This is a genomic window from Stenotrophomonas sp. 05N37 (assembly GCF_056397365.1).
The window spans coordinates 503,661-526,747 of the sequence record NZ_JBFTNG010000002.1; the positions used below are offsets into that span (position 1 = coordinate 503,661).

Here is a 23,087-nt window from a genome sequence, read left to right on the forward strand (position 1 = left end):
ATGCTGGAGAAGGGCGGGAAGGGCATTCAGGCGTGGTCGATGGCGGTTTGGGTGATCAGGCGGGCGCGCTGGTCGGCGGCCAGCAGGACCTCCAGTGTATCGGCGGACTCCACCGACAGTGTTGCCAGAGCGTTAGCGACCAGCGCTGGAATGGCAAGGAAAGCGGTCTTTCCCTGAAGAAACGCTGAAACCGCGACTTCGTTGGCGGCATTGAGGATGGCCGGGGCAGTGCCGCCGGCGGCCATCGCCTGCCAGGCCAGGCCCAGACAGGGGAAGGCGTCGTTGTCGGGGGCCTCGAAATCCAGCCGGCCCTGGCGCAGCAGGTCCAGCCCGCCGACGCCCGATTCGATCCGCTGCGGCCAGCCCAGGCCGACGGCCAGGGTGGTGCGCATGTCCGGCAGCCCCAACTGGGCCAGGGTCGATCCGTCGATGAACTCGACCAGCGAATGGACCAGGCTCTGCGGGTGCACCAGCACCTCGATGCGCTCGCCGGGCACGTTGAACAGGTGGTGGGCCTCGATGACCTCCAGCCCCTTGTTCATCAACGTCGCCGAATCGACCGAGATCTTCGGCCCCATCGACCACTTCGGGTGCGCCACGGCCTGGGCCGGGGTGACCTGCGCCAGCGCGGCGCGGCTGCGGCCACGGAACGGCCCGCCCGAGGCGGTCAGCAGGATCCGGCGCACGCCGGCCCCGTCCAGGCTGGCATCGCGCGAGCGCAGGCACTGGAAGATGGCGCTGTGCTCGCTGTCGATCGGGATGATCTCGGCGCCGCCCGCGGCGGCCTGGCGCATCAGCAGTTCGCCGGCCAGCACCAGCGACTCCTTGTTGGCCAGCAGGATGCGCTTGCCGGCCGCGGCGGCGGCCAGGGTCGAGGACAGCCCGGCGGCACCGACGATCGCCGCGACCAGGGTGTCGCACTGGTCGCTGGCTGCCAGGGCATCCAGCGCGGCGGCGCCGGCGTGGGCCTCGGTGGCAAGGCCGGCATCGCGCAGGCCATCGCGCAGCGCGGCGTACAGGGCCTCGTCGGCGATCACGGCGTGCGCGGGGCGGTGCGCGGCGCACAGCGCGACCAGCGCCTGCACCTGCCGGCCCGCCGCCAGCACGGTGACCTGGTAACGGTCCGGATGGCGCGCGATCACATCCAGCGCGGATGCGCCGATCGAGCCGGTGGCGCCGAACACGGCGACCCGGCGGGGAGCGTTGACGGCATCCATGGTCAGAATCCGAAGATTTCCTTGCCCAGCGCGAACACCGGCAGCGCGGCGAGCACGCCGTCGATGCGGTCCAGCACGCCGCCGTGGCCGGGAATGATGTGGCCCGAGTCCTTGGCGCCCGCGTGGCGCTTGATCAGGCTCTCGTACAGATCGCCCAGCACCGAGGCGAACACGGTGACCACGGCGGTGACGACCAGGCCGACCACGTGGCCGCCGTCGATGCCGGCCAGCCAGCCGAAGCCCAGCGCGACGATCAGGCCGGCGAGCATGCCGCCGCCCAGGCCTTCCCAGGTCTTGTTGGGGCTGATCCGCGGCGCCAGCTTGGTGCGGCCGAAGGTGCGGCCGGCGAAGTAGGCGCCCGAATCGGCGGCCCACACCACCGCCAGCGCGGTCAGCAGCCACAGGTGGCCGTTGTCGCCGCTGGCGTGGATGAGCACCAGCGAGGCCCATGCCGGCACGATGGCGAGGGTGCCGGCCAGCAGCTTGAGCGCGCGCGCCGGGCTGCTCGGGCTGGCGCCGAAGGTGAAGAAGCGCAGCCACAGCAGCGCCATCAGCCACCAGGCGATGCCGACCAGCGCGGCGATCTGGTACAGCACCAGCGAGCCGTCGCCGGCCCATACCATCAGCACCATCAGCAACAGGTTCAGCACCAGCAGCACGGTACGGGCGAGGGTGTCGTCCACGTCGGCCAGCTTCAGCCATTCCCACAGCCCGATCAGGAACACGGCGGCGGCGGCGGCGGCCAGCCACTGGGTGGGCAGCATGAGAATGGCGAGGATGGCGACCGGCGCCATGATCAGCGCGGCGATGACTCGGGTCTTGGTCATGGGGGGGACGTCTCGGTGGCCAGGGCGGCGATCTGGGCGCTGGTCAGGCCGAAGCGGCGTTCACGTGCGGCGTAGGCGTCGAGCGCCTGCTGCAGGACGGCGGCGTCGAACTCGGGCCACAGCACGTCGGTGAACCACAGTTCGGTATAGGCCAGCTGCCACAGCAGGAAATTGCTGATGCGGGTGTCGCCGCCGGTGCGGATGAACAGGTCTGGCGGCGGCAGGTCGGCCAGGGCGACCCGGCTGGACAGCATCGCCTCGTCGATCTGTTCGGGCAGCAGGCGGCCGGCGGCCACGTCCGCGGCCAGCTCGCGTGCGGCCCGGGCGATGTCCTGGCGGCCGCCGTAGCTGGCGGCGATGCTAAGGGTCATCGCGCGGTTGTCGGCGGTGCGCTGCTCGGCCAGCTGCATGCGGCTGACCAGCGCGGCGCCGAAGCGCTCGCGTTCGCCGATGAAGCGGACGCGCACGCCACGGCGATGCAGCTCGTCCACCTCGCGGTCGAGCGCATTGAGGAACAGCTTCATCAGCGCGTCGACTTCCTCGCTCGGCCGGCCCCAGTTTTCACTGGAAAAGGCGAACAGGGTCAGCGCGGCGACGCCACGCTCCAGGCAGAAATCGATGGTGCGGTTGACCGCGCGCGCGCCGGCGCGATGGCCGATCACGCGCGGGCGGCGTCGTTTCTGCGCCCAGCGCCCGTTGCCATCCATGATGATGGCAACGTGGCGCGGGATCGGCGCGAGGGTCGGGGTGGTCGGGGCCTGGGACATGGGGCTCAGACCGCCATCAGTTCCTTTTCTTTCTCGGCCACGACACTGTCGACGTCCTTGATGGACTTGTCGGTCAGCTTCTGGATGTCGTCTTCGCCGCGCTTCTTGTCGTCTTCGCTGATCGCCTTGTCCTTGATCAGCGCGGCGATCGCCTTGTTGGCGTCCTGGCGGATGTTGCGGATGGCGATCTTGGCGCCTTCGCCTTCCTTCTGCACCTGCTTGCCCAGCTCCTTGCGGCGCTCTTCGGTCGGCGGCGGCAGGTTCAGGCGGATGACGGTACCCGCCACGTTCGGGGTCAGGCCGAGGTCGGAGGCGTAGATGGCCTTCTCGACGTCCTTGATCATGCCCTTGTCGAACAGGGTGATGACCAGCGAGTGGCCTTCGGACACGCTGATCGAGGCGACCTGGTTGAGCGGGGTGTCGGTGCCGTAGGCCTTGACGGTGATGCGGTCCAGCAGGGCCGGGGACGCACGGCCGGTGCGGATGGAGGTGAGGGTGTGCTTCAGAGCATCGATGCTCTTTGCCATGCGCGTCTGCGCGTCCTGCTTGATTTCGTTGAGCATCGCCCGAATCCTGGATGTAACCGGTAATCGGGCGATTATAGGCGAATACGGGGCCTGGCCGCCTTATCGCTGCCGCCAGCGGCCGCTCCCCGGGGGAGCGGCGCGTGCCGCGTTCAGGCTGCCGGGTCGCGACCCTTCACCAGGGTCCCGATGTTCTCGCCGTGCAGGATCTTCAGCAGCTCGCCCGGCTGGCCCATGTCGAACACGCGCAGCGGCAGGTCGCTGTCGCGGGCCAGGGCGAAGGCGGCGGTGTCCATCACTTCCAGGCCGCGACGGATCACTTCGTCGTAGGTCAGGCTGTCGAAACGGACCGCATCGGCGTACTTGTTGGGGTCCTTGTCGTACACGCCGTCGACCTTGGTGGCCTTCAGCAGCAGGTCCGCGCCGATCTCGATCGCGCGCAGGGCCGCGCCGGAATCGGTGGTGAAGAACGGGCTGCCGACGCCGGCGGCGAAGATGACCAGGCGACCCTTTTCGAGGTGGCGGATGGCGCGGCGGCGGATGTAGTCCTCGCACACGTCGTTGATCTTGATCGCGCTCATCACCCGCGCCTTGGCGCCGAGCTTCTCCAGCGCGTCCTGCATGGCCAGCGCGTTGATCACGGTGGCCAGCATGCCCATCTGGTCGCCGGTGACCCGGTCCATGCCGCCCGCGGCCAGGCCGGCGCCGCGGAAGATGTTGCCGCCGCCGATCACCAGCGCCACTTCGGCACCGGCCTGCTGGGCTTCGATCACTTCGCGGGCGAGGCGGTTGATGACCTTCGGGTCGATGCCGTAGTCCTCATCCCCCATCAGTGCCTCCCCGGAAACTTTCAGCAGGATGCGACGATAGGAAAGATTGGACATGGTGGCCTCTGGATGCGTGGAAAACGCGGGAATTCTACTGGAAGCCGGGTCGCACCGTGAGAAAACTTGTTGCACTGCGGCGGCGGCCGGGAGGGCCCCGGCCACGGCCGGCGGGGCGCCCCGGTCAGGCCGGGGCGGTGCCCGGAGAGCGAGCGATGACGCGGTTGCGGCCCAGGTTCTTGGAGCGGTAGAGGACGTCGTCGGCCGCCTTCAACAGGTCCTGAACATCGGCGAAACGCTCGTAGCCCCCCTGGGTCGCCACGCCGGCGGAAAACGTGACGAACAGGGGGCCGTCGGGGACTTCGGCCATGGGCGTGTTGACGATGTTGGCCAGTACCCGGCGCACCACGTCCAGCGCGACCAGCTCGGTGGTGTTGGGCAGCAGGGCGATGAACTCTTCGCCGCCGAAGCGGGCCACGGTGTCGCTGTTGCGCAGCTGTTCCTGCAGCTTGCCGGCGAAGGCGCGCAGCACCTGGTCGCCCATCAGGTGGCCGTGGGCGTCGTTGATCTTCTTGAAGTCGTCCAGGTCGATGAAGGCCACCGACAGCGGCCAGCCGTGCCGGGTGGCGCGCAGGAATTCCTGTTCCAGCACGGCCTCGAGCTGGCGGCGGTTGAGCACGCCGGTGAGCGCGTCGCGGTGGGCCTGCTCGGCGAGGCGGTTGGCGCGGGCCTCGAACTCGTCGGCACGCTGCCGGGCCAGGGCGGCATCCTGCATTTCGCGCAGGTTGCGCAGGGTGGCCAGTTCCTGGGCGTGGTCGATCAACTGCTGCACGCGCGAGGGCGAGAACAGGGTGGTTTCGAACAGGGCGCTGATGTCGGGCAGGGCCTCGCCGATGCGGGCCAGCACCTGGTCGAACTGGGCGCTGTCCAGCTGCAGGGTTTCGTTGACCTGCTGCAGCGCGTGTTCGCGCGCGGCATCGGCGTCGGCGTTGAGCCAGATGTCGGCGACCGCGCCGGACAGCGCCACGCAGGCCTGGAAGGTGTCTTCGGCGGCGGCCGGCGACTCGCTGCGCGCGATGCTGTCCACCAGGTAGCGCGGCAGATCCCATTGCTCGGCCATCCAGGCGCCGACGTCGGCATGGCTGGACTGCAGGTGCTCGCGTTCCAGCGCGACCAGCGCGTCGTTGTCGGTGGCCTGGCGCAACAGCGGCAGGTAGGTGTCCGGCTGCGACTGGGCCAGCACCAGGATGCCCAGGTCCTGCAGCAGGCCGGCCAGCATCAGTTCCTCGGCCTTGCGCAGGCCACGGGCCTGGCCGAGCAGGCTGGCGGCCAGGGCGCTGAGGATGCTGCGCCGCCAGGCGCGCTCACGCAGGTCCTGGCCCCGGCCCGGTGCGGTCAGGCCCTGGGTGACGGTGAAGCCCAAGGCGAGGCTGACGGTGGCGTTGAGGCCGAGCATGGTCAGTGCCTGGCCGAGGTTCTCGATCCGGCGGCGGCTGGCATACAGGGGCGAGTTGGCGATGCGCAGCATGCGCGCGCTCAAGGCCATGTCGATGGCGATGATGTCGGCGGCGGTGGTGATGTCCGCTTCCGGGTCCTGCGCCAGTTCGATGATGCGCAGGGCAATGCCTGGCGGCGAGGGCAGGTTGCGGCAGAGCGCCAGGGCGGCTGTCAGCTCGGGAGGCATGGCGGGATGATGTGTGTGTTGTGGCAAGAATACATGGAGTCCGTCACAGATTTGAGCGTTGATTCCTGCCCTGGGCTCCACGCTGGCGTGGGCATCACGATGGTGATGCGCCATGCCATGCAAGCCCGGTGGGCAGATCGCGGCGGGTGTGTTCGTCGCGCCCTTGGTAACACATTCGCCGGCGTAGGGGGAGGGTCGGAGGGCTCGGCTGCGGCCCGGCGCGGCGTTGCGGGCCGCGTAGCGCTACCATGCGCGGTTCATTCACAAGGAAGGCGCACCACATGGCGGTCAAGACGCTGCAGGAATTTCTGTCCACCACCCAGGAAAAGGACGTCAGTGCCGATGCTTTCGAGCTGGAAAGCCCGCACATGCTGGAGGTCCGGGTCGATGGGATGGTATGGGCCAAGGCGGGCTCGATGGTGGCGCGCAAGGGCGGGGTGAAGTTCACCCGGCAGGGGCTGCTGGAGCAGGGGTTGGGCACGCTGCTGAAGAAGATGGTGAGCGGCGAGGGCCTTCAGTTGATGAAGGTCGAGGGGCAGGGCCGGGTGTACCTGGCCGATGCGGGCAAGCAGGTGACGCTGGTGCGGCTGGCGGGGGAGTCGATTTTCGTCAACGGCAACGATGTGCTGGCGTTCGAGACGGGCGTGGCGTCGAAGATCACGATGATGAAGAAGGTGGCGGGGATGCTGTCCGGCGGCCTGTTCAACGTGAAGCTGAGCGGGCACGGGATCGTGGCGATGACGTCGCACTACGAGCCGATGACGCTGCCGGTGACGGCGCAGGGCGGGCCGGTGTTCACCGATCCGAACGCGACGGTGGCCTGGTCGGGGTCGCTGGTGCCGGAGATCGTGACCGACATTTCGCTGGGGACGCTGGTGGGACGCGGGTCGGGCGAGAGCCTGCAGATGCGTTTCGCGGGCGAGGGCTGGGTGGTGGTGCAGCCGTACGAGGAAGTGACGTTCCAGTCGAAGGGGTGAGGGTGGGGGGGGGGGGGGATGTGCGCTGGCGCGCGGCTTTTTTGCGTCAACGTCAACTTCAACGTCAACTTCAACTTCAACTGCCACTGCCACTGCAACTGCAACTGCGGCGCCGCGGTGCCGCGGGTTGGGTCGGCGCGGGTGGGCTGGCGGGACACGCCGTGAATCCATCCCTGGAGGCTCGTGGGCGCCATCCATGGCGCCCAACGGTCCCGCCAGCCCACCCGCACCAACCCCCGACAATGTGCGGGCGCGTTGGGAGGGCAACGGCAACAGCCGGGGGGCGGTGGGGGGTGTCGGTTTGCTGTGGGGTGGTGGCTGGTGAGTCAGTGGTGTGGGGTGGTGGCTGGTGAGTCAGTGGTGTTGGGTGGTGACGGGTGAGTCAGTGGTGGTGGGTGGTTAATGGCTGGCGAGTGATTGGTCGTTGGTTGGGGGCCGCACGGTGGTTGGCCTTCCGGCCGCCGGGTGGTTAGGGGATGGTGGATGGGGTGGTGGATTCGTCGAGAGATGGGGGGTAGAGCCGACCGTTGGTCGGCTGCTCCGGACCACTCGATATCCCACCCCAAAACCACACCTCATCTCCCCATCCAACCCATCCACAAACCAACCATACCGACCACGCCGACCACCCSCCCACCCSGCCACTCAGCCACTCAGCCACCCGGCCACTCAGCCAATCGGCCAATCGGCCAATCGACCAATCGACCAATCGACCAATCGACCAATCGACCAATCGACCAATCGACCAATCGACCAATCGACCAATCGACCAATCGACCAATCGACCAATCGACCAATCGACCAATCGACCAATCGGCCAATCGGCCAATCGACCAATCGACCAATCGACCAATCGACCAATCGACCAATCGACCAATCGACCAAGCCCGCTTCAACAGCAGAACCAAAGCCCCGCTGTCCCCATCCATCCGTCCGCGACACCATGTCGGGGCTGGCAGGCTTACCCCCTGCCGGGACCGTTGGGCGCCATGGATGGCGCCCAACGAGCCCCCATGGATGGGTTCACGGCGTGTCCCGGCAGGGGGTAAGCCTGCCAGCCCGCACGGAACCACAGACAGCAAGGAAGCCAGCTCTTCGCTCTTCGCTCTGCGCTCTGCGCTTCAACGCTTCAACGCTTCAAAAAAAACAACCACCCACAAAAAAACCCGGCCGAAGCCGGGTTTTTTCGTTGAAGCGAATCACCCGCCATCGCCGAAGCGACAGCGCGGTGGATCAGGCCAGGCCGGCCTGCTTCATCACTTCGGCGGCGTAGTCTTCCACCACCTTCTCGATGCCTTCGCCAACGGCCAGGCGCTTGTAACCGACCACGTCGGCGTTGGCAGCCTTGACCACCTGCTCGACCGACTGGTTGGTGTCCAGCACGTACGGCTGGCCGTACAGGGTCACTTCGTTGACGATCTTGGCGATCTTGCCGCTGATGATCTTTTCCAGGATGTCGGCCGGCTTGGACTTGTCCTTGTCGGTCATCTTGGCCAGTTCGATTTCCTTTTCCTTCGCAACGAACTCGGCCGGCACGTCGGCCGCCTTGTTGTGCGGCGGGTTCATCGCAGCCACGTGCATCGCCAGGCCGCGGGCCAGCTCGGCGTCGCCACCGGCCAGTTCCACCAGCACGCCGATACGGCCGCCGTGCACATAGGCAGCGACGTTGTTGGCCGATTCCAGGCGCACGATGCGACGCACGTCGACCTTCTCACCGACCTTGGCGATCACCGCGGCGCGGGATTCCTCGACGGTCTCGCCCGACGGCAGCTTGGCCGCCTTCAGCGCGTCGATGTCGGCGGCGCCCGAGCTCAGGGCCACCGAAGCAACGGCCTTGGAGAAGTCCAGGAAGTTGCTGTCCTTGGCGACGAAGTCGGTTTCGGAGTTGATCTCGACCAGCACGGCCTTGTTGCCGTCCTGTGCCGCCACGATGATGCCCTCGGCAGCCACGCGGTCAGCCTTCTTGTCGGCCTTGGCCAGGCCGGACTTGCGCAGCCATTCGGCCGAGGCGTCGATGTCGCCGCCGTTTTCGGTGAGTGCCTTCTTGCACTCCATCATGCCGGCGCCAGTGCGCTCGCGCAGTTCCTTGACCAGGGAAGCAGTGATTTCCACGGGATTTCCTCACGAAAGAAAGGGGTTGGGCCGGCATGGTGGCCGGCCCGTGTGACAGTGTCCTGTCGTCGCGCCGTCGGCAGCGGACAGGAGCAGCGGCGGGCGCGTGGCGCCCGCCGGGGGCCTGGATCAGGCCTGGGCTTCGCCAGCCTTGTCGGCAGCCGGAGCGGCAGCGGCCTTCTTGGCCGGCGCGCGGCGGGCCGGCTTGGCTTCGTCGGCAGCGCCGGCTTCGGCGAACTCTTCCTCACGCACGGTAGCGGCGTGCGGCGCAGCGGCCTTGCCTTCCAGCACGGCGTCGGCAGCGGCGCGGGCGTACAGCTGCACAGCGCGGATGGCGTCGTCGTTGCCCGGGATCGCGTAATCGACCAGTTCCGGGTTGTAGTTGGTGTCGACCACGGCGATCACAGGGATGCCGAGCTTCTTGGCTTCCTTGATGGCGATGTCTTCGTGGCCGATATCGATGACGAAGATCGCGTCCGGCAGACGGTTCATGTCCTTGATACCGCCCAGCGAGGCTTCCAGCTTGTCGCGCTCGCGACGCAGGCCCAGCACTTCGTGCTTGACCAGCTTGTCGAAGCTGCCGTCGGTTTCGCCGGCTTCCAGTTCCTTCAGGCGGGCAACCGACTGCTTCACGGTACGGAAGTTGGTCAGCGTGCCGCCCAGCCAACGCTGGTTCATGAAGGGCATGCCGCAACGCTCGGCTTCTTCACGGATCGACTCGCGGGCGCTGCGCTTGGTGCCCAGGAACAGGATGGTGCCGCGCTTCTGCGCAACGCTGGAAATGAAGTTCATCGCGTCATTGAAGAGCGGAACGGTCTTTTCCAGGTTGATGATGTGGATCTTGCCGCGGGCGCCGAAGATGTACTGGCCCATCTTGGGGTTCCAGTAACGGGTCTGGTGGCCGAAATGGACGCCGGCTTCCAGCATCTGACGCATGGTGACCTGGGGCATTGCAGTAACTCCTGATGGGGAACCGGCCGCCACGGGGAATAGTTGGGCGGTCCGCCGCAAGGCGGGTGGTTCCGGGGTTTGGCTTCCCTGTCGCTTCCGTGGCCGAACTCCTCGCGGAGCACCCCGGCACGGATATGGGCGGCAGGTGTGGATTCACCGGTGACGTCCGGTGTTGACGTATTGCCGCGCCAAGGCGGCAGCAATCCGGTCGATTATAGCCCGCCCGGGGCGTTGCCTGCAATGTTGCCAGCGGCGGCGGGCAGGTCGGCCTCGCCGGCGTGGTCCAGGCGGGCGCGGAAACGGCCCCCGGCGTAACCCTCGGGCCGGGCGGGCAACGGCCAGCCACGGGTGCTGCGCGGCAGGACATAGCCGGCCAACCCGTTGATCAGGGCGTGGCGCCGGCCCTGCGCATCGACGAACACCAGGTCGGCCAGGTGGGCGTGGCCATCGCCGTCATTATAAAGGCGCAGCAGCGGCGCCGACGGCCCCCCGGCCAGGGCCACGCGCAGGCGCGAGGACGGTGCCGCCGGCGCCTGCGGCTCCAGGAATACCGGCAGCGAGACGCGGGTGGCATCGGCACTGGCGTCCGCGCCCGGGCTGATCACCAGCCGATAGCCCTGCTCGGCCGCCGCCGGCGCGGCACCCAGCCGGACCACCCGCAGGCGCTGGCGCTGGCCGGGCGCGATGCGCAGCTGGGCCGGGCTCACCACCAGCGTGTCGTCGGCCTGCAGTCGCTCCTGGTCGCCGTCCTGCTCCCAACGGTACAGCCGGGCCTGGCCGGTCCATGGCGTGCCGGCGGGATTGGCCAGCCACAGCTCGGCGTGCGCGGGGACGGCCGGGACCGAGACGCTCAGCGGGCTGATCTCCAGGGCACGCGCGGACAATGGCACCAGCGCCGACAGCGCGACGACCAGCAGCGATCGCATCAGTAGGTCACCGTGACCCGCGGCGCCTGGCCGGCCTTGGTGGGCGGTGCGGGCGGGCTCAACGCACTCACTTGGGCCGGAACCGGCGCGCGGCCGTCGCTGCGCTGGTGCGCGGGGCGGCAGGCTGCATCGGCCGACGCACCGGCGCGGGCGCAGTCGGCGATGATCCGCACCCCGACCCGCAGCGCGGCGCTGCCGGCGGGCCGGGCCTGGGCGGTCGGGGCGCCCGCGGAAAGGCTCAGCAGGCAGGCCAGGGCAAGCGTGGACGGGCGCGGGGACATCGGGCGTCGCAAAGCGGGGGATGCGACCGTTAGCGGCCGGGATCGCAGCCGCTTGAGCAAATGTGTCTAGTGGGTCAATAAGTGATGGTGACGGTGATCACATCGCTGTAGCTGCCCTGCGCCGGAACCGCGCCCGTGGTGGGTGGGGCGCGCCCATACACCGTCAGCGTCTGCGCCGCCCCGTTGCCGGTGCCGGCCTGGGTGTCCGTGTTGACGGTGGTGCCCCAGCGCTGCGAGCGGGCCGGATCGCGGTAGAGCTCGTAGGGGATGTAGTAGACGCTGTTGTCCGGTGCGGTGAAGCGCATGCGCCGGGTGGTGCCCTGCGCGTTCTGGCCGTTGCCCAGGCCGATGCTGTAGGCGGTGCGGTTGATGCAGGTCAGCCCGATCGTCGAGGTGCGGTCCAGGTTGGCGGTGATCGCCCCGGCATTGCTGCCGAAGTCCATGTCGGTGGTCACGTAGGCGCTGCACTGGGGCAGCACGTTGGCGCTGACCGTGAACGGGAAGGCGCTGTCGGCGGTCTTGTGGCCGCTCACGCCGCTGGCCGTGGTGCACAGCGCGGGCGGCTGCGCGGTGCCGATGATGCTCTCGTTGTAGGCGTATTCCAGGCTGACGTTGGCCGCGGTGAAATTGCTGGCGAAGCTGCCGGCCGAGAGCACCTGCGCGGCTGGCACCTGTCCGTACAGGGTGACGCTCTGCGCGCCGCTGCCGCCGGTGATCAGCGGGACGGCATAGCTGAGCGTGACGATCGCCGCCGGCGGTGAGCCGCCGGGAACGGTTCCCCACACGGTCGTGCGCCCGGCATTGGTGTACAGCTGGAACGCCATGGGGTCGGCGGTGGCGTTGGTCATGCTGCGGGTCGGCAGCACGCTGGTGCCGGTGCTGCCCGTGCCGATTTTCAGGCAGGCGCGCACGCTGGCGCTGCCGAGGATGCTCAGCGCGGCGGTGCTGCAGGTGATGGTGAAGCTGGTCATGGCATTGGTCGGGCTGGCCGCGCCATTGGTGATCGTGCCGAACGCCAGCGTCGTCGGTGCCGTGGCGGTGCAGGTGGTGTCCGCGCGCGCCGGCACCGCGTGGCCCGCCAGCGCGATGACCAGCAGCAGGGCGAGGCGCAGCGCGGCGGTCATGGCGCCGGCGCCGGCAGGCAGCGCAGTGGGCCGATGCGCGTGGCGCCCGGCGAGGTGGCGGTGACGGTGGGCGCGACGTGCACGCGGCAGTACCCGTTCGGCACCTGCACCTGCAGGTCGGCCGGCAACGCCACGTCTTCCAGGTAGGTCTCCCCGTCATAACCGACCGTCGCGCTGCGTCCGCCGGGCAGCCGCACGCTGCTGCCCACCGGCAGCGGTGCCCCGCTGGCATCGTGCAGGACCACGCTCCAGGCCTGGGTGCGGCGCAGCCCGAAATCCACGCCGAGCCCGGCACTCTGGCGCGGCGTGACCCAGGTATCCACGCGGTCGGCGCGCATGTCGGCGGGCAGGTCCAGGGTGTCGATCGACAGCCGGTTGCGCTGCCAGGACAACAGCGGGGTGACCAGCAGCAGGCCGTTGCGGTCGGTGCTGCCGATCAGCCGGTTCTCCAGCCGCACCGGGATGCCGGGATGGCCGTCGGTGGAGACCACGGCGAAGGCGTCGGAGACCTCGCGCGCGGCGAACAGGTGCCCGCCCATCCAGACCACGCTGCCGCTGGCACTGGCGTAGCCGTAGTCGAACTCGCCCTGGCGCGCGTAGCCCAGCGAGTAGCGGCCCACCCGGTTGAGCCAGCCCAGCTCGGCCAGCCCGCCGCCGCCATCGTCGCCGCCACGCGCCTGCACGCGCCAGCCATGGCCGCCCTGGCTGCCATCGCCGGGCACCGGCTGGGAGAGGTCGGCGACATAGGTCATGCGCTCGCCGTTGCGCTGTGCCGACACGCTGCTCTGGCGGTTGCGGCCCAGCGCGGCCGACACCGACAGGTAGGCGCTGCGGTCCTCGCTGTCGGACAGGTTCTGGTTGAAGGACAGGTAGGCCGACCAGCGGTCGCCGAAGCTGCGCGACCAGAACAGGCTGGCATAGCGGTTGTCCTCGCCGTCGGGGTAGCGCAGGCGCAGGTAGCTGGCGCTCAACGAGCCGGCCCGCTGCAGGTTGAGGCCGAGCGTGGCCTGCTCGCTGATGTCCGGCGGCAGGGTGTCCTGCAGCGCGCCCAGGTCGCGATAGTCGCCATGGCTGCGCCGGGTGGACAGGTTGATGTTGAAGCGCCGGTTGTTCCAGCTGTAGCCCAGCGCGTATTGGCCGCCCTGCAGGCCGTCGAGGCGGCTGTGCGCATACGCCGCGTTGAGCACCCCGGCGCCGCCCAGCAGCCACCAGCCGCCGACCCCGCCATTGATCACCCCGCCGCCGCCCTCGACGTGCGCCTCGGCGGTGAACTGGTCGCTGGCGCCATGCCGCCAGGTCGCGCCGCCGATCACCGGCGCTTCGTAGCCGAACGAGCGGATGCCGTAGTCGCGGCGCATCTTGCCCAGCCCGGCCGACCAGTCCGATAAGCCCTTGGCGAGCAGCTGCTGGGCCCCGTAAAAGGCGAAGTCCAGCGTCTGCATACGGCCGAACGCATCGGTGATGACCACCTGTGCGTTGCCGGTGCCGTTGATGCCCGGTTGGGCCGCCAGCTGGAACGGACCGACCGGGACCTCGCCGTTGTACTGGCGCAGGCCATCCACGTACAGCTCCACGTTGGAGGGCACGACCGCTTCGCCGAGGAAGGTCGGCGTGGGGGTCAGCACGCGGTACGGCTGCAGGCCGTAGTTGCGCCCGATCTGCACGCCGCCCATGCGCACCGGCCGGCTCCAGTCGACGAAGCCGCTGTAGAAATCGCCGACGCTGAGGGTCACCGCCGAATCAGGGAAGTCCAGGCGCCAGGCGGTATCCAGGCGCACGCTTTCGCCGCGCCACTGGTGGTCGGCCGGGTCCTGGTAAGTGCGCAGCAGCGCGCTGGACTCGAACACGCCGCTGCCCAGCCCGAACAGGCGCACCTCGGTGGTCAGGGCAAGGTTGCCGCCGCCTTCGTTGTGGCTGCCGTAGAGGTCGTAGTTGAGCACCGCGCCGGGCGAGGCCGCGGCGGCGGGCGCGGTGTCGGTCGGACGCTCCAGGCGCGTGGTCGGCAGCGACAACTGGTCCAGCGGCACGTCCAGGGCCAGCGTCTGCAGGCTGGCGTCGTAGCGCACCACCACCCCGCTGAGCTGGTCCAGCGCGACCGGCTCCTCGCCCCGTGCCGAAAAACCGAGCTGGCGCAGGGTTGCCGCCGACGCCATCAGCCGGCCCTGCAGTTCGGTGAACGGCAGCAGGCCGCGCGGGGTCTGGTTGAGGGTGACGTCCAGGTACAGCGTCTGCGCGGCCGTCAGCGGCGTGGGCGGTGGCAGCAGTGCTTCCCCGGACGCGCCGATGTCGGCGTCGGCGGCCATCGCCGCGCACGGTGCCAGCGTCGCGGTGAGCAGCATCCGCACGCAGGCCTCAGCGAGCCGCTGGCGCGACGGGCAGTGGCGTCTGGGCCGACTCGCCATTGATCTTTGCCGAGAACGTGGCGCCCGCCAGGCGGGCCGCCGGAACCTCCAGCGGCCAGCGCATGGTCTGCCCGCCGAGGACGTAGCCGATCAGGCCGGGATGGATGATCTGCGGCCGTTCCGCCGTGCCCGCGCCGATGTCGGCCAGCTGCGCGTAACTGTTGCCGCTGTTGTGCACTTCCAGGGCCGGGCGCCCGTCATCGAGCCGGGCCACGCGCGCCTGCAGGGCGTGTTTGAGCGGCTGCTCGCCGGCCGGCTGGATGAAGACCGGCATGGAGTAGCGCAGCACGAACTGCATGCCGGTGCGGCGCGGGTCCACGCTGGGCAGTTCGTCCACCACCACCCGGTAGGCGCGCTGTGTGGTCGGCGCCGTGGGATCGCTGCGCACGACCCGGATCAACTGCTGCTGGCCGGCGGCCAGCGACTGCATGGGCGGGCTGACCTGCAGCGCGGTGGTTGGCAGGAGCTGGTCCTGGCCGGTGTCCTGGCGCCACTCGAACACGCGCACCTGCACCTGGACCGGCGTGGTGCCGCTGTTGGTGAGCCACAACGCGTCGGCGTTCTGGCGCGGCGTCAGTTGCAGCGACGTAGGGGCGACCTGCAGGCTTGCGGCGGTGGCGCTCCCCATCAGCAGCCACAGCCAGCCAAGGGCCGCGCACCCGAACCGCCAAGGGCCAGGCCCTGCGGAAATCGGCATGGCGGACCTCAGTAGGTGATGGTGGCGGTGATGGTGTCCTGGTAGTTACCCGCGGCGGCATTGTTGACGCTGGGGTTGGCGATCTGGCCGTAGACATTGAGCGTCTGCGCCAGTCCGGTGCCGATGCCGGCGGCGGTGTTGGTGCCGGTGGTGGTGCCCCACACGTTGGTATGGGCGGCATCCCGATACAACTGGTACCCGACGAAGTTGTTGGCGGTCACGCTGACGTCGGTGTTCTTCATGCGCCGGGTGGTCACGTCGTTGGCCGTGCCGGCATTGGCGCCGGCGTTGAGCGCGACGGTGTACGGTGTCAGCGCCGAGCACTGGGCGGTGATGGTGCCCTGGGCGTTGGACGGGGTGGTGGCGGTGGACAGTGCCGAGCCGAAGTCCACATCGGTGGCGGCCGCGGCGGTGATCGTGCAGGCCTTGGTAATGATGATCTTGACGTTGAAGGTGGTGGTGTCGGCCGCGAAGGCGGGCGCCGCCAGGCCGGACAGGGCCAGGCTCAGTATGGTCGTGCGGAGGAATCGCATGGGCATGCTCCTTGGACGGATGTCCTTGCTGAACAACACGATGCTGCCGGGACTGCTACTGCGGGGGTCACCCCGGTTATAGGGAGGAACTTGTTGCGAAGCCGTGAGATTGGGAAAAATCAATGGCCGTTTTCGGCACGATCTAGCGTTGCGTGACTGCCATCACATATGTTCAGGAACCTGACACTGCCCCCAGCCCAAACCCCGCCTGTCAGCGTTCCACCCGATCCCGTTCAGATTGGCCCCGGATCGGCGATAATGGTCGACATGAGCGTGAATCTGAAAACCCCCGAGGAAATCGAACTGATGCGCATCGCCGGCCGCTTGGCTAGCGAGGTGCTCGACATCGTCACCCCGTACGTCAAGCCCGGCGTGACGACCGAAGAGCTGGACCGCATCTGCCACGACCACATCATCAACGTGCAGAAGGCCACGCCGGCCAACGTCGGCTACCGAGGCTTCCCGAAGACGGTCTGCACGTCGGTCAACAACGTGATCTGCCACGGCATCCCCAGCGAAGCCAAGGTCCTCAAGGACGGCGACATCGTCAACATCGACGTCACCGTGATCAAGGACGGCTGGCACGGCGATACCAGCCGCATGTACTACGTAGGTACCCCGTCGACGATGGCCAGGCGCCTGGTCGATACGACCTACCAGGCCATGTGGGCCGGCATCCGCGCGGTCAAGCCGGGCGCCACGCTCGGCGATATCGGCCATGCCATCCAGACCCTGGCCGAAGGCGAGCGGTTCAGCGTGGTGCGTGAGTACTGCGGCCACGGCATCGGCAAGGTCTACCACGATGAGCCGCAGGTGGTGCATTACGGCCGCCCGGGCCAGGGCCTGGTGCTGCAGCCGGGCATGACCTTCACCATCGAGCCGATGATCAACGAGGGCACCCGGTACAACAAGGTGCTGCCCGACGGCTGGACCGTGGTGACCAAGGACCGCAAGTTGTCGGCGCAGTGGGAGCACATGATCGCGGTCACCGAGACCGGCGTGGACGTGCTGACCCTCTCGCCCGGCGAATCGCAGGTCTGAGCATGCTGCCGGCGAGCCCGATGCTGGACGCGCCGGCCGACTCCGTCGCCGACCCGGACTGGGCGGCGCTGGCACGGCAGTCGCTGCAGCAGACCGACGCGCGGCTGTACCGCCGCTTCGACCAGGGCGACAGCATCGAGCGCCTGCTTGCGCTGCGTGCGCGCGCGGCCGATCACCTGATCCGGCTGGCCTGGCAGCGCTGCCTGCCCGCCGGCTCGGGGCTGGCGCTGTTCGCGGTGGGCGGCTACGGGCGCGGCGAACTGTTCCCGCGTTCGGACATCGACGTGCTGGTGCTCGGCGCGCCCGAACAGCAGCGTCGGCATGAATCGGGGCTGGCGCGCTTTTTCGCGCTGGTGTGGGATTGCGGCCTGCCGGTCAGCCATGCGGTGCGTTCGCCCGCCGAATGCACCCAGGCCAGCGCCGACCAGACCGTGCTCACCGCCTTGATCGAATCACGCCCGCTGGTCGCCGACGAGGCCGCGCGTGCGGCGTTGAAGGCGGCGGTGAACGTGGACGGCCTGTGGTCGCCGCGTGCGTTCTTCCTGGCCAAGCGCGAGGAGTTGCTGGCCCGCCATCAGCGCTTCGGCGATACCGCCGACAACCTCGAGCCGGACATCAAGGACGGCCCGGGCGGGCTGCGCGATCTCAATACGCTGGGCTGGATGGCGTTGCGCGCCTTTGGCGTGCGCGACCTGGAGGCGCTGGTCGGCCTGGGCCATCTGGGCCCGGATGAAGCGGCCGCGCTGAAACGCGAGCGCTGCGCGCTGGCGCGGCTGCGCTTCGGCCTGCACCTGGTCGCCAACCGGCCCGAGGAACGCCTGCGGTTCGATTACCAGAAGACCCTGGCGGCACGCCTGGGCTTCGAGGACGACCTCGAAAGCCTGGCCGTGGAAAAAATGATGCAGGGCTTCTACCGCAGTGCCACCGTGGTGCGGCGGATCAGCGATCGGCTGCTGCAGCGCTTCGAGGAACAGTTCGACGGCGAAGCGGTGCCCGAGCCGGTCAGCGTCGGCTTCTCGCTGCGCCGCGGCTACCTGGCCGCCAACGACCCGGCGTGGCCGCAGGGCGACATCGAGCAGGTGTTCGCGCTGTTTTCCAGTTGGGCCTACAACCCGGAGGTGCGCGGCCTGCATTCGCTGACCGCGCGCGCGCTGGCCGAAGCGTTGCCGGAGCTGGCCGCCTATACCGATGCCAGCCCGGCCGCACGCGAGCAGTTCCTGGCCCTGCTGCGCAGCCCGCGCGCGGTGGACACGCTGGCACGGATGGCGCGCCTGGGCGTGCTGGGGCAGTGGATCCCCGCGTTCGCGCAGGTCTCCGGGCGCATGCAGTTCGATCTGTTCCATGTGTACACGGTGGACCAGCACACCCTGATGGTGCTGCGGAACATCGGGTTGTTCGCCAGCAGCCGTGCCGACGAGCGGTTCTCGATCGCGCACGAAGTGTGGCCGCGCCTGCGCAAGCCGGAGCTGCTGCTGCTGGCCGGCCTGTTCCATGACATCGCCAAGGGTCGCGGTGGCGACCATTCCGAACTCGGCGCGGTGGATGCGCACGCCTTCTGCCAGGCGCTTGCGCTGAGCAGTTCGGACACCGAACTGGTGGCCTGGCTGGTCGAGCAGCACCTGCGCATGTCGGTCACCGCGCAGAAGCAGGACATCTCCGATCCGGAGGTGATCCACCGCTTCGCCACGCTGGTGGCCAGCCGCGATCGTCTGGATTACCTGTACCTGCTGACCTGCGCCGACATCGCCGGGACCAGCCCGAAACTGTGGAACGCCTGGAAGGACCGGCTGCTGGCCGACCTCTACTTCGCTGCGCGTCGTGCACTGCGCGACGGGCTGGAAAACCAGATGCCGGCCGCCGAGCGCGTGGCCGAGGCGCGCGAGTCGGTGCGCCAGCTGGTGCGTGAGCGGGGTTACGACGATGCCACCATCGAGCGCCAGTTCACCGTGATGCCGGACGAGAGCTTCATCCGCCTGCGGCCGGAGCAGCTGGCCTGGCAGGCCGCGGCGCTGGTGCCGGTCAAGCAGGGCCAGACCCTGGTCAAGGTGCGTCGGATCACCCCCGACGACCAGGCGCTGGAAGTGTTCGTGCATTCGCCCGACCGCGATGGCCTGTTCGCCGCGATCGTGATGACCCTGGACCGCAAGGGCTACGGCATCCATCGTGCGCGCGTGCTGGATGGCCCGGTGGACACCATCTTCGATACCTTCGAAGTGACCCCGGCCGACAGCTTCGCCGATGGCAACGCACAGCGGCTGGAACTTGCCCTGCGTGAAGCGCTGGCCGGCGATCTGACCCGCTTGCGCCCGTCGCGGCGGGTGATTCCGCGGCAGTTGCGGCATTTCCGCTTTGCCCCCCGCATCGAGTTCCGCGATGGCAGCGACGGCAACCCGGGCACCCGTTTCAGCCTGGTCGCGCCCGACCGCCCCGGCCTGCTGGCCGACGTGGCCTTCGTGCTGCGCAACCAGCGCCTGCGCGTGCATGACGCACGCATCGCCACCTTCGGCGAGCGCGCCGAAGATATGTTCGTGATCAGCGACGAGCACGACCACCCCCTTACCGAATCCGCCAGGCAGCAGCTGCACGACGCGATGCTGGCCTGCCTGGACCCTGATCGAAACGCCGGAGACCCCCACTGATGGCCACCAAGCCCGCCAAGAAGACCGCTGCCAAGACCGCAGCGGCCAAGAAGACCGCTGCCCCCAAGGCCGCGCCTGCCACCCGGCCGGCGGCGGTGAAAAAGGTCGCGACGAAGAAGGCCGCGACGAAGCAGGCGCCGGCCACCAAGGCCGTTGCCACCCCGGCCGAAAGCGCGGCCAAGCGCAGCGCCAGCCGCGATGCCACCATCGCCCGCAAGTCGCTGCGCAAGCCGGCCACCCCGGGCGTTGAAGAACTGAAGTTCGGCATCGAAAGCGCCTTCGAGCGCCGTGCCACGCTCACCCTGCACGAGCTGGAAGGCTCGACCAAGCCGCTGGTCGGCCGGGTCATCGACGGCCTGGAAACCGGTGAATTCCGCGTCGCCGAGCCCGATGGCCACGGTGGCTGGAAGGTCAACGAATGGCTGAAGAAGGCCGTGCTGCTGTACTTCCGGGTCAACGACATGGCCGTGGTCGACGCGCGCCCGGCGCCGTTCTGGGACAAGGTGGAATCGCGCTTCGCCGGTTTCGATGAGGCCAAGTTCCGCCGCGCCGGCGTGCGCGTGGTGCCCGGCGCGATCGCCCGTCGCGGCAGTTACTTCGGCAAGGACGTGGTGCTGATGCCGAGCTTCACCAACATCGGCGCCTACGTGGGCGAGGGCACCATGGTCGATACCTGGGCCACGGTCGGTTCGTGCGCGCAGATCGGCAAGCACTGCCACCTGTCCGGCGGCGCCGGCATCGGCGGCGTGCTCGAGCCGCTGCAGGCCAGCCCCACCATCATCGAAGACCATTGCTTCATCGGCGCGCGTTCGGAAGTGGTGGAAGGTTTCGTGGTCGGCCACCACAGCGTGATCGGCATGGGCGTGTTCCTGGGCCAGAGCACCCGCGTCTACAACCGCGCCACCGGCGAAATCAGCTACGGCTCGGTGCCGCCGTACAGCGTGGTGGTGTCCGGGCAGCTGCCGTCCAAGGACGGGTCGCACTCGCTGTACTGCGCAGTGATCGTCAAGCAGGTCGACGCCAAGACCCGCAGCAAGACCAGCGTCAACGACCTGCTGCGCGGCCTGGCCGACTGAGCACGCCGCTGCCCGCGCTGGCGCAGGCAGCGCGCTACCGCCACCCGGTTGCCGGGTGGCCGGGACGCGCGCTGCAGCGTCTGCTGGCCTGCACGGCATTGACCGCCGCGCGGCGCGGACTGACCGGCGTGGTGCCGGTACCGCCGCTGGTCAGCGACGTGCGCGAGGTGGTGTACCTGAGCTGGTGGGTGGAGGCGCGGCATGCGCCCCCGCCGCCGCCCGGCCACCGGCTGTTCGTGCATGACGGGCGCACCCCCTACACGATCCTGACCTACCGTCATGGCCACTTCGGGCCGGCCCTGGCCGGCCCGTTGCGTCGTCTGTTCCCGTCGCCATTGCAGAGCAACTGGCGCTGGTACGTGCTGCCGGACGCTGCCGACGCACGGTCGGACGAGCCGCGCGTGCTGTTCGATCGCAATGTGATCGACAGCGTGGTGCATGCGGTGGGCGCGCGGCTGTGGAGCGATGCCATGCAACCGCACCTGGCCGCGCGGTTCGAGCATGCCGTGGATGCGCACGGCGGCCACACCCTGATCGAACCGGGGCAGGGCAGTGCGCCCATGCTGCGGGCACGGGTGCGGCCCGCCGATGCGCTTCCGGCGGCGTGGGCCGCCGGCGCCTTCGGCGATGCGGCCCGGGCGATGGCGTTCCTGGCCTGCCAGGATGCTGCGTTCGCGGTCGCCCCGGATGGCCGGCTGGCGCTGACCCGCATCGACCTGCCGATCGCCCTGGCAGCGGTGCAGCCGTTGCAACTGGACGGGCCGGTGTCCTGCCCGCACCTGGCCGCGATGGGCGTGGCGCTGGACGATGCGTTCTGTTTCCGGGTGCCGCAGGTGCCGTTCCGGGTCGTGTCCGAACGTCTGTTGTGACATCCTCAGTGCGTCCTTCCTGATCGATGCTGCACGCCGCGCCATGACCACCACCCTGTACGGATTGAAGAACTGCGACACCTGCAAGAAAGCCACCAAGTGGCTGGATCGTTTCCAGGTGCCGTACACCTTCGTCGACTACCGCGACCAGAAACCCTCGCCCGAGACGCTGATCGACTGGGCCCGCCAGGCCGGCGGCTTTCCCGCGCTGATCAACCGCTCCTCCACCACGTGGCGGCAGTTGCCGGAGAACCGCAAGGCGGCCGACTCGGACGCCGAATGGAAGCTGCTGCTGCGCGAGTACCCGCAATTGATCAAGCGCCCGGTGGTGGTCAGCGCCGATGGCGTGATGACCCAGGGCTTCTCGGACAACGGCTTCAAGCAGCGCTTCGGAGTGGACGCGTGAACGATGTCGTCGCCCTGACCTGCGACCTGATCGCGCGCGCGTCGGTCACCCCCGAAGACGCCGGCTGCCAGGCGCTGCTCGCCGCGCGGCTGGAGCGCGCGGGGTTCCAGTGCGAACACCTGCGCCTGGGCGAAGTGGACAACCTCTGGGCCACGCACGGGCACGGTGCGCCGGTGCTGGTGCTGCTCGGGCACACCGACGTGGTGCCGACCGGGCCGGTCTCGGCCTGGACCAGCGATCCGTTCGACCCGCAGATCCGCGACGGCGTGCTGTACGGGCGCGGCGCGGCCGACATGAAGGGCAGCGTCGCCGCGTTCGTGGTCGCCGCCGAGCAGTTCGTCGCCGCCCATCCGCAGCACGCCGGCACCCTGGCGGTGCTGCTGACCAGCGACGAGGAGGGCGATGCCATCGACGGCGTGCGCCGGGTGGCCGATATCTTCCGCGCGCGCGGGCAGGGCATCGACTGGTGCATCACCGGCGAACCGTCGTCCACCGCGGTGCTTGGCGACCTGCTGCGCGTCGGTCGTCGTGGCAGCCTGTCGGCAACGCTCACCGTGAAGGGGGTGCAGGGCCATGTCGCCTATCCGGACAAGGCGCGCAACCCCATCCACCTGGCGGCCGCGGCGCTGGCGGAACTGACCGCCCGGCAGTGGGATGATGGCTTCGAGAGCTTCCCGCCGACCAGCCTGCAGGTGTCCAACATCCACGCCGGGACCGGGGCCAACAACGTGATCCCCGGCGCGCTGCAGGTGCTGTTCAACCTGCGCTACAACCCGCATTGGAACGCCCCCGCGCTGGAACGGGAGATCGCCACGCTGCTGGACCGGCATGCGCTGGACTACACGCTCGGCTGGCACCGCAGCGGTGAGCCGTTCTATACGCCGGAAGGCACCCTGCGCCGGGTCGCGCGCGAGGTGCTCGGCGAATTCGCCGGGGCACCGCCGGAAGAGAGCACCGGCGGCGGTACCTCCGATGCGCGCTTCATCGCGCCGTTGGGCGCGCAGTGCATCGAAGTCGGGCCGGTCAATGCGAGCATCCACCAGGTCGACGAGAACGTGCGTGTGGCCGACCTGGAACAGCTGCCGGCGCTGTACCAGCGCCTGATCGAACGCCTGCTGGCCTGAGCCAGGAAAGACCTGGCGCCGGCCGTTGGCCGTTGGCCGTTGGCCGGTGCCGGCGTCGGCCCGGCCATCACCGGCACGGGCCAGCA

22 protein-coding genes are annotated in these 23,087 nt (G+C 69.0%); 7 read left to right on the forward strand and 15 right to left on the reverse strand.

Annotated elements, in window-relative coordinates:
• Positions 1-26: 26 nt before the first annotated feature.
• From dxr to AC1DGC_RS08890, 6 genes are all read right to left on the reverse strand, one after another.
• Positions 27-1,217 carry a 1-deoxy-D-xylulose-5-phosphate reductoisomerase gene (dxr, locus tag AC1DGC_RS08865; RefSeq protein ID WP_259204068.1) on the reverse strand — a complete coding sequence of 397 codons (1,191 nt, stop codon included), beginning with the start codon at positions 1,215-1,217 and terminating at the stop codon, positions 27-29.
• Positions 1,218-1,219: 2 nt separating this feature from the next.
• On the reverse strand, positions 1,220-2,044 hold the full coding sequence (locus AC1DGC_RS08870; RefSeq protein WP_259204070.1) for a phosphatidate cytidylyltransferase: 825 nt from the start codon (positions 2,042-2,044) through the stop codon (positions 1,220-1,222).
• Positions 2,041-2,811 carry a polyprenyl diphosphate synthase gene (uppS, locus tag AC1DGC_RS08875; protein WP_478047686.1) on the reverse strand — a complete coding sequence of 257 codons (771 nt, stop codon included), beginning with the start codon at positions 2,809-2,811 and terminating at the stop codon, positions 2,041-2,043. The genes AC1DGC_RS08870 and uppS overlap by 4 nt, the downstream gene beginning before the upstream one ends.
• A gap of 5 nt (positions 2,812-2,816) precedes the next feature.
• Positions 2,817-3,374, reverse strand: a complete 558-nt coding sequence (gene frr / locus AC1DGC_RS08880) for a ribosome recycling factor (RefSeq protein ID WP_256776804.1) — start codon at positions 3,372-3,374, stop codon at positions 2,817-2,819.
• 113 nt (positions 3,375-3,487) lie between these two features.
• Complete coding sequence (pyrH, locus tag AC1DGC_RS08885) at positions 3,488-4,219, reverse strand: UMP kinase (protein ID WP_259204085.1); 732 nt, start codon at positions 4,217-4,219, stop codon at positions 3,488-3,490.
• A 124-nt stretch (positions 4,220-4,343) separates the two neighbouring features.
• On the reverse strand, positions 4,344-5,843 hold the full coding sequence (locus AC1DGC_RS08890) for a GGDEF domain-containing protein (RefSeq protein ID WP_259204106.1): 1,500 nt from the start codon (positions 5,841-5,843) through the stop codon (positions 4,344-4,346).
• A gap of 281 nt (positions 5,844-6,124) precedes the next feature.
• Between AC1DGC_RS08890 and AC1DGC_RS08895 the strand changes: the two genes are divergently transcribed.
• The gene (locus AC1DGC_RS08895) at positions 6,125-6,820 is read left to right on the forward strand and encodes an AIM24 family protein (protein WP_259204108.1); all 696 of its coding nucleotides are present in this window, start codon (positions 6,125-6,127) and stop codon (positions 6,818-6,820) included.
• A 653-nt stretch (positions 6,821-7,473) separates the two neighbouring features.
• Here the strand turns inward: AC1DGC_RS08895 and AC1DGC_RS08900 are convergent.
• The 9 genes from AC1DGC_RS08900 to AC1DGC_RS08940 form a co-directional block, all read right to left on the reverse strand.
• On the reverse strand, positions 7,474-7,749 hold the full coding sequence (locus AC1DGC_RS08900; RefSeq protein WP_478047687.1) for a hypothetical protein: 276 nt from the start codon (positions 7,747-7,749) through the stop codon (positions 7,474-7,476).
• A gap of 304 nt (positions 7,750-8,053) precedes the next feature.
• Positions 8,054-8,932: a translation elongation factor Ts gene (gene tsf / locus AC1DGC_RS08905; RefSeq protein ID WP_259204118.1), complete on the reverse strand. Its 879-nt coding sequence runs from the start codon at positions 8,930-8,932 to the stop codon at positions 8,054-8,056.
• A gap of 129 nt (positions 8,933-9,061) precedes the next feature.
• On the reverse strand, positions 9,062-9,883 hold the full coding sequence (gene rpsB / locus AC1DGC_RS08910; RefSeq protein ID WP_259204130.1) for a 30S ribosomal protein S2: 822 nt from the start codon (positions 9,881-9,883) through the stop codon (positions 9,062-9,064).
• Positions 9,884-10,095: 212 nt separating this feature from the next.
• Positions 10,096-10,809 (reverse strand): fimbrial biogenesis chaperone, encoded by a 714-nt coding sequence (locus AC1DGC_RS08915; RefSeq protein WP_478047688.1) that lies wholly within the window; start codon positions 10,807-10,809, stop codon positions 10,096-10,098.
• The gene (locus tag AC1DGC_RS08920; RefSeq protein WP_478047689.1) at positions 10,809-11,090 is read right to left on the reverse strand and encodes a hypothetical protein; all 282 of its coding nucleotides are present in this window, start codon (positions 11,088-11,090) and stop codon (positions 10,809-10,811) included. The genes AC1DGC_RS08915 and AC1DGC_RS08920 overlap by 1 nt, the downstream gene beginning before the upstream one ends.
• A gap of 74 nt (positions 11,091-11,164) precedes the next feature.
• Positions 11,165-12,214: a Csu type fimbrial protein gene (locus AC1DGC_RS08925; RefSeq protein WP_478047690.1), complete on the reverse strand. Its 1,050-nt coding sequence runs from the start codon at positions 12,212-12,214 to the stop codon at positions 11,165-11,167.
• Positions 12,211-14,553 carry a fimbria/pilus outer membrane usher protein gene (locus AC1DGC_RS08930; RefSeq protein ID WP_478047807.1) on the reverse strand — a complete coding sequence of 781 codons (2,343 nt, stop codon included), beginning with the start codon at positions 14,551-14,553 and terminating at the stop codon, positions 12,211-12,213. Before AC1DGC_RS08930 ends, AC1DGC_RS08925 begins: the two co-directional genes overlap by 4 nt.
• Before the next feature lie 13 nt (positions 14,554-14,566).
• Positions 14,567-15,313, reverse strand: coding sequence for a fimbrial biogenesis chaperone (locus tag AC1DGC_RS08935; protein WP_478047691.1), 747 nt, complete (start codon positions 15,311-15,313; stop codon positions 14,567-14,569).
• Between the two features lie 8 nt (positions 15,314-15,321).
• Complete coding sequence (locus AC1DGC_RS08940; protein WP_259204151.1) at positions 15,322-15,846, reverse strand: Csu type fimbrial protein; 525 nt, start codon at positions 15,844-15,846, stop codon at positions 15,322-15,324.
• A gap of 267 nt (positions 15,847-16,113) precedes the next feature.
• Between AC1DGC_RS08940 and map the strand changes: the two genes are divergently transcribed.
• From map to dapE, 6 genes are read left to right on the forward strand one after another with little or no spacing between them, the layout of a single operon-like run.
• Positions 16,114-16,887, forward strand: a complete 774-nt coding sequence (gene map, locus AC1DGC_RS08945; protein ID WP_259204160.1) for a type I methionyl aminopeptidase — start codon at positions 16,114-16,116, stop codon at positions 16,885-16,887.
• 20 nt (positions 16,888-16,907) lie between these two features.
• Entirely contained in the window at positions 16,908-19,526 is a 2,619-nt protein-coding gene (locus AC1DGC_RS08950) for a [protein-PII] uridylyltransferase (RefSeq protein WP_394164841.1), read from the forward strand.
• Positions 19,526-20,602 carry a 2,3,4,5-tetrahydropyridine-2,6-dicarboxylate N-succinyltransferase gene (gene dapD, locus AC1DGC_RS08955; RefSeq protein ID WP_259204174.1) on the forward strand — a complete coding sequence of 359 codons (1,077 nt, stop codon included), beginning with the start codon at positions 19,526-19,528 and terminating at the stop codon, positions 20,600-20,602. The genes AC1DGC_RS08950 and dapD overlap by 1 nt, the downstream gene beginning before the upstream one ends.
• Positions 20,599-21,471, forward strand: coding sequence for a hypothetical protein (locus AC1DGC_RS08960; protein WP_449334837.1), 873 nt, complete (start codon positions 20,599-20,601; stop codon positions 21,469-21,471). The genes dapD and AC1DGC_RS08960 overlap by 4 nt, the downstream gene beginning before the upstream one ends.
• 43 nt (positions 21,472-21,514) lie before the next feature.
• Complete coding sequence (locus tag AC1DGC_RS08965) at positions 21,515-21,877, forward strand: Spx/MgsR family RNA polymerase-binding regulatory protein (protein WP_449334801.1); 363 nt, start codon at positions 21,515-21,517, stop codon at positions 21,875-21,877.
• A complete protein-coding gene (gene dapE / locus AC1DGC_RS08970) occupies positions 21,874-23,001 on the forward strand; it encodes a succinyl-diaminopimelate desuccinylase (protein WP_394164831.1) in 1,128 nt (375 codons plus the stop codon). Before AC1DGC_RS08965 ends, dapE begins: the two co-directional genes overlap by 4 nt.
• The last annotated feature ends 86 nt before the right edge of the window (positions 23,002-23,087 follow it).